This window comes from Flavobacterium sp., from assembly GCF_023151265.1.
GTDB lineage: Bacteria > Bacteroidota > Bacteroidia > Flavobacteriales > Flavobacteriaceae > Flavobacterium.
In genome coordinates, this window is the sequence record NZ_JAKLJH010000098.1 from 1 (window position 1) to 10,096 (window position 10,096).

The 10,096-nt window shown below is 31.8% G+C and carries 12 protein-coding genes; 9 read left to right on the forward strand and 3 right to left on the reverse strand.

The window, feature by feature from the left end; genetic code table 11:
• The 3 genes from L6Q46_RS09815 to L6Q46_RS09825 all read right to left on the reverse strand — a co-directional run.
• The coding region (locus tag L6Q46_RS09815; RefSeq protein WP_291284167.1) for a 30S ribosomal protein S15 at nucleotides 1-160 on the reverse strand (160 nt) is incomplete at its 3' end.
• A 120-nt stretch (nucleotides 161-280) separates the two neighbouring features.
• Complete coding sequence (locus L6Q46_RS09820) at nucleotides 281-1,513, reverse strand: cation:proton antiporter (RefSeq protein ID WP_111566028.1); 1,233 nt, start codon at nucleotides 1,511-1,513, stop codon at nucleotides 281-283.
• 69 nt (nucleotides 1,514-1,582) lie between these two features.
• Nucleotides 1,583-2,038 (reverse strand): GAF domain-containing protein, encoded by a 456-nt coding sequence (locus L6Q46_RS09825; RefSeq protein ID WP_291284159.1) that lies wholly within the window; start codon nucleotides 2,036-2,038, stop codon nucleotides 1,583-1,585.
• 73 nt (nucleotides 2,039-2,111) lie between these two features.
• Here L6Q46_RS09825 and xrtF point away from each other — a divergent pair, with 73 nt between their 5' ends.
• From xrtF to L6Q46_RS09870, 9 genes are all read left to right on the forward strand, one after another.
• Nucleotides 2,112-2,669 (forward strand): exosortase family protein XrtF, encoded by a 558-nt coding sequence (gene xrtF, locus L6Q46_RS09830; protein WP_245902934.1) that lies wholly within the window; start codon nucleotides 2,112-2,114, stop codon nucleotides 2,667-2,669.
• A complete protein-coding gene (locus tag L6Q46_RS09835; protein ID WP_291284160.1) occupies nucleotides 2,644-3,087 on the forward strand; it encodes an exosortase F system-associated protein in 444 nt (147 codons plus the stop codon). Before xrtF ends, L6Q46_RS09835 begins: the two co-directional genes overlap by 26 nt.
• 33 nt (nucleotides 3,088-3,120) lie before the next feature.
• Nucleotides 3,121-3,945 carry a restriction endonuclease gene (locus L6Q46_RS09840; RefSeq protein ID WP_291284161.1) on the forward strand — a complete coding sequence of 275 codons (825 nt, stop codon included), beginning with the start codon at nucleotides 3,121-3,123 and terminating at the stop codon, nucleotides 3,943-3,945.
• Between the two features lie 11 nt (nucleotides 3,946-3,956).
• A complete protein-coding gene (locus tag L6Q46_RS09845; protein ID WP_291284162.1) occupies nucleotides 3,957-5,312 on the forward strand; it encodes an MBL fold metallo-hydrolase in 1,356 nt (451 codons plus the stop codon).
• Between the two features lie 46 nt (nucleotides 5,313-5,358).
• Nucleotides 5,359-5,766, forward strand: a complete 408-nt coding sequence (locus tag L6Q46_RS09850; RefSeq protein WP_291284163.1) for a hypothetical protein — start codon at nucleotides 5,359-5,361, stop codon at nucleotides 5,764-5,766.
• A gap of 56 nt (nucleotides 5,767-5,822) precedes the next feature.
• Entirely contained in the window at nucleotides 5,823-8,123 is a 2,301-nt protein-coding gene (locus L6Q46_RS09855) for a TonB-dependent receptor (protein ID WP_291284164.1), read from the forward strand.
• Between the two features lie 21 nt (nucleotides 8,124-8,144).
• Entirely contained in the window at nucleotides 8,145-8,489 is a 345-nt protein-coding gene (locus L6Q46_RS09860) for a heavy-metal-associated domain-containing protein (protein WP_111566021.1), read from the forward strand.
• Between the two features lie 155 nt (nucleotides 8,490-8,644).
• Nucleotides 8,645-8,980 carry a hypothetical protein gene (locus L6Q46_RS09865; RefSeq protein WP_291284165.1) on the forward strand — a complete coding sequence of 112 codons (336 nt, stop codon included), beginning with the start codon at nucleotides 8,645-8,647 and terminating at the stop codon, nucleotides 8,978-8,980.
• Nucleotides 8,981-9,055: 75 nt separating this feature from the next.
• Nucleotides 9,056-10,096 (forward strand): putative inorganic carbon transporter subunit DabA (locus L6Q46_RS09870; RefSeq protein ID WP_291284166.1); only part of this gene is annotated, 1,041 nt, incomplete at its 3' end.

Sequence of the window (10,096 nt, forward strand, 5' to 3'; positions counted from 1 at the left end):
GCTCAGTGTTAAAATCATGACGATTTTTTTTCAAGTGCTCAGTTAAGTGAGAAATTCTAAATGTAAATAATGCGATTTGCCCTTCAGCAGATCCAGTGTTTTCAGCTTTTCCTCCGTGTTTAGCGAAGATTTCAGCTTTAGTTTCTTTTGTCAAGTACATGCCAATATTATTTTAAATGATTTTTATGTATGAATTGTATGGTAGCAATTCGGGTGCAAAGATAAAAATAATTGTGAATTATGAATTATAAATTATGAATTATTTTCCCGAATTTAAAACTTAAGCAACTTTATCAATCGATTTAAAGGCTCTTTTTAGTAAAAGAGGAGTCGCTAATGTGGTAATAAGTCCCATAATAACTAACATCGAGAAAATTTCGGTATTGATAATTCCGGCTTTGTAAGCAATGTTAGCAATTACTAATTCCATTATCCCTCTTGCGTTTAATCCAAAACCCAATGCAAGTGAAATTTTATGATCTAATCGTGCAAAACGACCTCCAGCATATCCACCAATAATTTTCGATAAGAAAGAAACGGCAATTATAGCAAATAATAAAGGATAATTTTGAATTGACGAAAACTGAAATTCCAATCCTATTCCTGCAAAGAAAATTGGGGCTAAGAATCCCATTGCCATACTATTTGTGGTGTTGTGAAATGTGTTTAAATGTTTTTCGCCAACCAATTCTTTTGAAATTAGCATGGAAGCAAAAAAAGCACCAATAATAAAATGCAATCCTATACTCTCTGTAATGGTGGCAAAAATTAAAATGAACACAAAGAAAACAGCAAAAAGCGATTCTTTTCCTTTTAGTACAGAAAGTATTTTGTTTAGTTTGTTTTCTATTAAATTTTCTTCTCTAGATACGTTTCTAATAACGCGATAGGTGGCAATTACTAAAATTAAGAAGCAACTTAGTTTTAAAAGGGTTATTAATGTAGCATTAGTAATGTTTGCAAATGTTTGTTCAACATCTTTAATGTCTAATAAAATTCCTAAAATGGTGAGTGCAATAACATCATCAAAGATGGCGACTGATATTATTTTTTGCCCTACAGAAGAATTTAGTTTGCCTAAATCCATCAGAATTCGAATACTCACGGGTAAAGCGGTAATAGCGACACATAATCCAATGAAGATGGTCGTCATTACATCCAACTCAAAATACCTTCCTACGAAAAAACCTGAAACAATAGGGATAAAAAAAGCTAAAAGTGAAATCACAATATTTCGACCCTTCATCGATTTCACGATTTCATCTAAATTTATTTCTAGACCTGCTATGATAACCAATAAAAAAACTCCTAACTCAGAAATTACTTTTAATTCTTCGGTACGATGAATGAAATTTAAAATCGTTGGTCCTAAAAGAACACCAGCTAAAATTTCACCTATCATAGCAGGTTGTTTAAAACGCTCCATGATTTCGCCAAAAAATCTTGCTAGTACTAATAATAGCAATAAATTAGCAAAGAAAGGAAGTTCTAAACTTGGGACGTTAAATTCCATAAATGTAGAGAGTCGTGTTGGTTATAATCACGACAAATGTATAAAAAAGAGTTTAAGATTATTTGTTACTTAAAATAATTTTGAAACTTGCTCATTTACAAATTCTAAAAAGCGTTCGTCTGCTTCTGTAAAAGGGTCTATAACGTGAGAATCGATATCGATTTGTCCAATATTAATTCCGTTAACGAATAATGGAACTACAATCTCAGATTTTACTGTAAAACTACAAGCAATGTAATTGTCTTGCGCTTTCACATCTGGAACTACAAAATTAGCATTCGATTCGGCCACTTGTCCGCAAATACCTTTTCCAAACGGAATTACGGTATGGTCAGTTTCAGCTCCTACATACGGACCTAAATGCAAAGTTCTAGCTTCGTGATTAGCAAAATAAAATCCTACCCAATCATAATAACTTATGTTATCACTTAGTAATTGGCAAATTTCTTTAAGCTTTTCATCGCGAGTAACATTTTCTTTTTCAATAATGCTCGAAACAATCGGTTTTAATTCTTCAAATGTCATAATTGTATTTTTTTTGCAAAAGTATTTATTCCTTCGTATTAAAAAATCTATATTTTTGTTAAAAATCTATATTTTGGAAAATACGATAAGTCAATACAAACCTTTTTTTACCTTTTTAATTAAGTTTTTACTTTTTTATGTGGTTTTTGCATTTGTATACAAAATGTATTTGGAGCAATATGATGTAGAAAAAAATGAAGTAGATTGCTTTACGGAAGTTGTTGCACATCAAACAAAGCAATTTATGTTACTATTTACCGATGCTGCTCAATCCATAAAACATTCTGAAGAACCATCTTTGAAAATTTTATTCAAAGAAAAATATGTAGCAAGAGTAATTGAAGGATGTAATGCTGTTAGCGTAATGATTTTATTTGCTGCTTTTGTATTCGCATTTTCAACTCAGTGGAAAAAAACATTGCTTTTTATTGTTTTTGGAGTTGTTTTGATTCATGTTTTAAATGTGATTAGAATTGCATTATTGTCTTTTGCACTTTATTATTATCCAAAATACGAAGAGCTTTTGCACGGAACAATTTTTCCGCTTTTCATTTATGGAGTCGTTTTTATTTTGTGGATTTTATGGGTAACCAAATTTTCGGGCTATGTTAAAAGAACTACTACAAAATAAGAAAAGACTTTTCTTCATAGGATTGGCTTTGTTAGGGTTAATTTTAGTCAGAGCCTTCGAAGATAATTTGTTTTACGATCCTTTTCTGTCCTTTTTTAAGACAGATTATCAAAATAAACCATTACCCGATTTGAATTGTTATTTGCTATTCGGAAACCTGCTTTTACGATATGCGGTAAACACATTTTTCTCACTAATTATCATTCGATTGCTTTTTAATGAAAGGAATTTAATGATTTTTTCAGGTTATCTTTTTCTTGTCTTGTTTGTGGTTTTGTTTGTAGTTTTCTTTGGATTGCTTCATTTTTCCGAAGAACCTGATTATTTGATTTTATTCTATATCCGACGATTTTTAATTCAACCACTTTTTTTAGTGCTTTTTATCCCGGCTTTTTATTATCAGCAAATTTCTCGCTAAATTTTCGTACCTTTATGTAATAATCTTTTGATTATGAAAGTTACTAAATATTCCGGTGAGCTAGTTCATTACGACGAACAAAAATTAATCAATTCACTTCGAAAATCAGGAGCTGACAAAGCTATGGCTGAAACCATCGTTAAAGAAATTGAAAGCGAAATGTATGAAGGCATTTCTTCAAAAAAAATCTACAAGCGTGCTTATCAATTACTGAAAAACATTTCCAATGTTCATGCTGCTCGCTACAATCTGAGAACCGCTTTGTTAGGTCTTGGTCCAGCCGGATTTTTCTTTGAAAAGTTCATGGCAAAAGTAATGCAAGAACAAAATTATAAAACAAGAGTAAGTGTTACGCTTACTGGTAAATGTATTTCACACGAGATTGATATTTTGCTTCTCAAAAACGATGTAGTTTCCATGATTGAATGTAAGTTTCACTCTGGTCAAGATGCGAAAAGTGATGTAAAAGTACCGATGTATATTTTGTCTCGATTTAATGATGTGAAAGATAGAAAATACGACTTGTTTTCGGCAAAACGAAATATTTCAAAATGTATTATTGTGACTAATAATAAGTTTACCACAGATGCAATTCAATTTGGAGAATGTTCGGGTTTGAATATGTTGAGTTGGGATTATCCTCAAAAAAACGGAATTAAAGACTTGGTTGATCGTTTTCGAGTTTATCCTGTAACTTGTTTAACCACTTTAACCAAAGCAGAAAAAGAGCAATTATTAGTTTTAGATTGTATCACCATCAAAGATTTAATATTACATCCCGATTATTTAAAAACTATAGAATTAAGCCACAATAGAATTAAAAATGTACTGAAAGAAGCCAATCAATTAACCAATTAAAAGCAAAAATCATGAAAATTCATTTTTTAGGCGGCGCTGGAACTGTAACGGGTTCAAAAACGTTAATAGAACACAATAATCTTCGAATTTTGATTGATTGTGGCATGTTTCAAGGTATAAAATCATTGCGCGAATTAAATCGGGAACCGCTTTCAATTTTGCCCGAAACGATTGATTTTGTAATTCTTACTCACGGACATTTAGATCATTGTGGTTGGTTGCCAAAATTGGTAAACGAAGGTTTCAATGGAAAAATTTTCTGCACCCGACCAACGAAAGAAATTTCACGATTGATTTTATATGATAGTGCTAAAATTCAGGAAGAAGAAGCTAAAAAAGCCAATGAAGAACACTTTTCAAAACACGACCCAGCCGAACCTTTATACACCGAAGCCGAAGTAGATGCTGTAATTCCGAAGTTTCGAGTGGTGGATAAAGATTTGGACGTGAAATTGGATGATGATGTTTCATTCAAATTCTTTTATGCAAGTCATATTTTAGGCGCTTGTTCGATTGAATTAACGATTGATGGAAAAGTTTTGGTGTTTTCAGGTGATATTGGTCAAGATGATGATGTGCTAATGTTTCCACCTCAAAAACCGAAGAAAGCAGATTATGTTTTTTTGGAAAGTACATACGGAAATCGCCTCCATCCACAAACCGATGCTTTATTTGAATTGGAAACAATCATCAACAATACATTCAACAAAGGCGGAACCGTTGTAATTCCAAGTTTTGCGGTAGAACGTGTGCAAACTATGATGTATTTAATTTGGCAATTAAAAAAAGAAGAACGTATTCCAAATATGCCTTACATCATCGATACACCAATGGGAATTAGTGTTTTAGATGTGTTTCAAGATAATCATGCTTGGCATAAACTTTCCATTGAAGATTGCGATGAAATGTGCAAAGTTTTCACCTTAATTTCTGATTACAAAGACAGCATGAATGCCGTTTATGATAAAAAACCAAAAGTAGTCATCGCAGCAAGTGGTATGATTACAGGCGGAAGAGTGCTTTCATATCTAGAACGATTAATCGATAAACCAGAAACCACTGTAACTTTAGTTGGTTATCAAGCAGAAGGAACCCGTGGTAGAAAATTATTAGAAGGAGCTCAAGAAATTAAAATCTATGGAAATTATTATCCCGTTGTAGCAAATATTCTTTTAATCGAAAGTTTATCCGCACATGGCGACCAAAAAGATTTACTCAATTGGTTATCCGAATTGGAGACAAAACCTAAAAAAGTATTCCTAGTTCATGGCGAAAATGAAGCAGCCGATGAATTGCGTTTAAAAGTACAAGAACAATATGGTTTTGACACTCAAGTGCCATTTTTAGGTCAAGTCATTGAAATTTAGAATAAAATTAACGCAAATTAAAATTCAATTTCCTACTTTTGTTCCGATGAATTTCAGAAAACACATAAGTATCGTTTTAGCTTCCTTAGTATTGCTTGCCAATTTAGGGTTGAGTTTTGCTGTGCATTATTGTAAAGATGAAATTGCATCGGTTTCTTTTCAATATCAAGAAGACGAACCTTGTGTTGAGGATGTAAAATCATGTTGCGCAACAACAGATTCACACGATTCTTGTTGTTCTAACAAATTAATCAAAGTTGAAAAAAAGACCGATGATATATTGGTTAAAACCTTTCAATTAGATTTAGAACCAACGGTTTTTGTTGCTGATTGGAAGCCTAATTTCGTTGCATTTGAATCAGAAAATTTCGTTTCAAATGAAGTGGCTTTTTATTGCGATTCTCATGCACCGCCACTCTACAAACTCTATTGTCAATTGGTTTTTTACGCATAAGTTTATTGTTTTTTATTCTGTAAATCAAAGAATTAATAACAATAAATAATATTATTATGTTTAAAAATATAGCGTTTTTGCTATTCTTTGTTTCTCAATTTATTTATTCACAAGAAACCATAAAAGGAATAGTAACAGACGAAAATAATCAACCTTTATTAGGAGCTAATGTGTTTTGGTTCAATACCGCTATTGGAACCACAACAGATGAAAATGGAAATTTCACCATAAAAAAATCTCCTGAAACGTCTTCTTTAGTAATCAGTTATATTGGATTTGAAACTAAAAAAATAGAAATTACTTCAAATACGATTTCTGTTGTATTAAAAGAAGTAAATACCTTAAAAGAAGTCGTAGTTTCTAAAACCAAAAAAGGGACCGAGCATTCTTTATATAAAGTTCAAAACATTCAAGTAATGGGGCAAAAAGAGTTGCTAAAAGCAGCTTGTTGTAACTTGTCTGAAAGTTTTAGTACGAATCCATCTATTGATGTAAACTTTTCGGATGCCGTAACAGGAAATCGTCAAATTAAAATGTTAGGTTTAACGAGTCCGTATATTTTAATTGCGGAAGAAAATATTCCTTCGGTTCGTGGTGCTTCTCAAGCTTACGGATTGTCTTTTGTGCCTGGAACTTGGGTTGAAAGTATCCAAATTACCAAAGGTGCAGGAAGTGTAATTAATGGTTATGAAAGTATTTCGGGCCAAATTAATTATGAAGTTTTAAAACCTTCAAATGATATTCCGTTTTTCTTAAATGCTTACGCTTCTCAAGATGAACGTTATGAAATCAACACACATTTCAATAACAAATTTTCTGATAAGTTGAGTTCGACTTTGTTTCTACACGGAAACACACGCGTAGGAAAAAATGATATGAACGATGACGGATTTTTAGATGGTCCAATTGGGAAACAAGTCAATATTTTAAACCGTTGGCAATATAACGATGCCGAAAATGGAATCGTAAGTTTTTTAAATGTTCGCTACATGAACGATGAAAAACAAGCTGGAGAAATGGACTTTAATCCCGATACAGATAGATTGACAATGAACGCTTGGGGAAGTGAAATCAATACCGAAAAAATTGAAATTTCAAACAAAACAGGTTATGTGTTTCCAGATATGCCCTATCAAAGTTTCGGATTTCAAAATTCGTTTCAATCGCACAAACAAGATTCATATTTTGGTTTGAGTCAGTATGACATTCATCAAAAAAGTTTTTATTCGAATTTATTGTTCAATTCGATAATCAACAATACCAAAAATAAATTCACAACAGGATTAAATTTTACTTATGATGATTATAACGAATACGTTGCAGTGAATTTCAGTCGCGATTTTTCAAGAATTGATAATTCGGTTGGTGCTTTTTTTGAATATACTTATGACAATACCGATAATTTCAGTTTAGTGGCTGGAGCAAGAGTAGATAATCACAACCGACTAGGAACTTTTATCACACCAAGATTGCATATTCGTTATAATCCATGGAAAGAAGCCGTAATTAGAGCTTCAGCAGGAAGAGGAAAACGCGCTGCTAATATTTTTGCTGAAAACCAACAATTATTCGCATCCAACAGAAATTTCTCAATCTTGAATACGGATGGGAAATTATACGGATTAAACCCAGAAATCGCATGGAATTACGGTTTAAGTTTTATCCAAAAATTCAAATTAGCAGGAAAAGATGCTGAGGTAATTTTAGATTATTATAGAACGGATTTCCAGAATCAAGCGGTGGTTGATGTTGACCATTCGCCACAAGAAGTATTGTTTTATAATTTAGAAGGAAACAGTTTTGCGAATTCATTTCAAGCAGAATTTTCTATTGATTTGATGACGCATTTGACTTTTAAAACAGCTTACAAATATTACGACGTGCAAACGCAATTTACAAGAGGACAATTGGAAAAGGCACTACAAGCAAAACACCGAGTTTTTGGAAATTTAGCCTACGAAACACATATTAAAGAAAAAGGACAACAATGGAAGTTTGATGTAACTTACAATTGGTTAGGAGAGCAACGTTTGCCATATACACAATCAAATCCAGTACAATATCGTTTGGATGAATATGCACCAGCTTTCGGAACATTAAATGCTCAAATTACTAGAACGTTTTCAAGTGTTTTTGAAGTGTATGTTGGTGGAGAAAATATGACAAATTACAAACAAACCAACGGAATTATTCAAAATGAAAACCCTTTTGGCACTTATTTTGATAGTAGTATGATATACGGACCCACTTTTGGCGCCATGTATTATGCTGGATTGCGATTTAAAATTAAAGATAAAAAAGAGAATCATAAAATAGAAGAGCATAATCATATTGAAGGAGAAGCTCACGATCATTAATTAATTTGAAATAATAGAAAAATGAAAAGATTAGTTTTATTAGTATTAGCCTGCCTTTTTTCACTAACAATGGTAGCGCAAGAGAAGAAAAGCAAAAACAAAAAAGTTGTAATTAAAGTAGCTGGAAATTGCGGAATGTGCGAAAAGCGCATCGAAAAGGCAGCATATTCTGTAAAAGGTGTTAAAGATGCAGAATGGCACGTGGATTGTCAAGACATTCATTTAGTAATTGATGAAACTAAATGTTCAGCGGATGATGTAGCTAAAGCTATCGCTGCTGTAGGACATGATACAGGAAAAATAAAAGCGGATGACGCGGTTTACGAAAAGCTTCATGGTTGTTGTAATTATGAACGAATGAAATAGTAAAAAATCCGATTAGAAACTCTAATCGGATTTTTTTTTTAAAAAAATTAATTCAATTTTAATTTATTGGATAGAAATATAACATACATTTGTATTGCTTTTAGGTAGCAAGTGAATTCAATTTGAAAAGATTACTACAATTATTTCCAGTTTTTATGCTCACATTTTTCATGTGGGCTATTGGTGTTTCATTCAATATCTCGGATGATGTTGTTTTAGTATCTCAGTCTGAATTCCAACAGAAATATACACCTGCTGATTTTTCCCATTTTCATACTGTTGAGGTTGAAGAAGGAGAATTCATAACAATAGAATCAGAGCCTGAACTTGAAGTGGAGTTGGATTGGTTTTCAATTCCAACGAAATCTTTTAACATTTTACAATCTTCGTTAAAAGAAAATTCAAGTTCGCATTTAGCCACTTTTTTTACTTCAAAAGAAACCATTCCACTTTACGATTTATATTGTAATTGGAAGTTTCATCTTTCTTAATACACGTTTATTTTTTTTTCACGTCATTAATTTGATTGTGAATATTCACTGTGTATTAATTTATTTCATTAATCAATGAAAACACATACCGTTGGTTTTGACGAACATGAAGTTCTTCATCACTTAACTCATTATTTACCAGCACAAAATCCATTGAAAGACTTTGTGCACCACAATACATTACACGCTTTTCAAAATAAAAAGTTTCATGAGGCACTTTTAGAGGCTTCTACTATTTTTGGATATAAAACCTATTTGTCAATATCTGATTTTAGACAACGATTTGCTAACAAAGAAATCAATGAAACTGTTTTAGATACTATCATTATAAAAGCAAAAGGAGCTGAAAATCTTCAAACTTGGAAAGAAAAATTACTGAAAACGAATTATGATGAATCGGTTTCTCCAAGAATTGGAAGTTTGCGTGCTAATTGGAAAAAATACTACGCTATAAATCTAGAAAAATCAACACATAGTTTGTTGTTTCGCGTATTGTGTAGTTATTTAGATCAAGGAATAGCTATTTGGAATTTTCCTGTACATGATAAAGGTTTTTTAGCTTCTATTAAAGAGTTAGAGAAAAATACTTTTAAAGGAATTTTTTCTTCAGATAGAGCTAAAAAATTATTGCAAGAAGATGCTTCAATTACTCAATTGTTAGAAATAATTGTAGGAAAGGAAGAATTATTCGAGCAGTATTTATTTGATCAACAATTTGGACATCCAGGTTGGAGCGGCATGATTGCAACTATCGAAAATAATCCAAGTTCTTTGTTAGATTCAAAACAAATTACTTTAGAGGAATTAATAAAATTTGAATTACTTCTTGAGATTGACACTTTAGATACCAAGTTCAACAATATTTGGTCTCCATTAGGATTTAAAGTTGAAAACACCAATTTTTCACTTTTTGAAAAAGTAGATTATAATGAATTATTCGATGTTTTATCGCTTTGGCAACAAGCATTTGAATGGAATTTCTATGATGCAGTTTTATCTAATGATCAAAATGTAAAAGAAGAAAAGTTAGAGCAAACACCAAGTTTTCAAGGTATGTTTTGTATGGATGATAGAGAATGCTCGTTCAGAAGACATATTGAACATATCGATAAAAAT

Coding starts and splice junctions, on each gene's coding strand:
- L6Q46_RS09820 (WP_111566028.1), bottom strand. CDS start 1,513: ATGGAATTTAACGTCCCAAGTTTAGAACTTCCTTTCTTTGCTAATTTA.
- L6Q46_RS09825 (WP_291284159.1), bottom strand. CDS start 2,038: ATGACATTTGAAGAATTAAAACCGATTGTTTCGAGCATTATTGAAAAA.
- L6Q46_RS09835 (WP_291284160.1), top strand. CDS start 2,644: ATGTTAAAAGAACTACTACAAAATAAGAAAAGACTTTTCTTCATAGGA.
- L6Q46_RS09840 (WP_291284161.1), top strand. CDS start 3,121: ATGAAAGTTACTAAATATTCCGGTGAGCTAGTTCATTACGACGAACAA.
- L6Q46_RS09845 (WP_291284162.1), top strand. CDS start 3,957: ATGAAAATTCATTTTTTAGGCGGCGCTGGAACTGTAACGGGTTCAAAA.
- L6Q46_RS09850 (WP_291284163.1), top strand. CDS start 5,359: ATGAATTTCAGAAAACACATAAGTATCGTTTTAGCTTCCTTAGTATTG.
- L6Q46_RS09855 (WP_291284164.1), top strand. CDS start 5,823: ATGTTTAAAAATATAGCGTTTTTGCTATTCTTTGTTTCTCAATTTATT.
- L6Q46_RS09860 (WP_111566021.1), top strand. CDS start 8,145: ATGAAAAGATTAGTTTTATTAGTATTAGCCTGCCTTTTTTCACTAACA.
- L6Q46_RS09865 (WP_291284165.1), top strand. CDS start 8,645: ATGCTCACATTTTTCATGTGGGCTATTGGTGTTTCATTCAATATCTCG.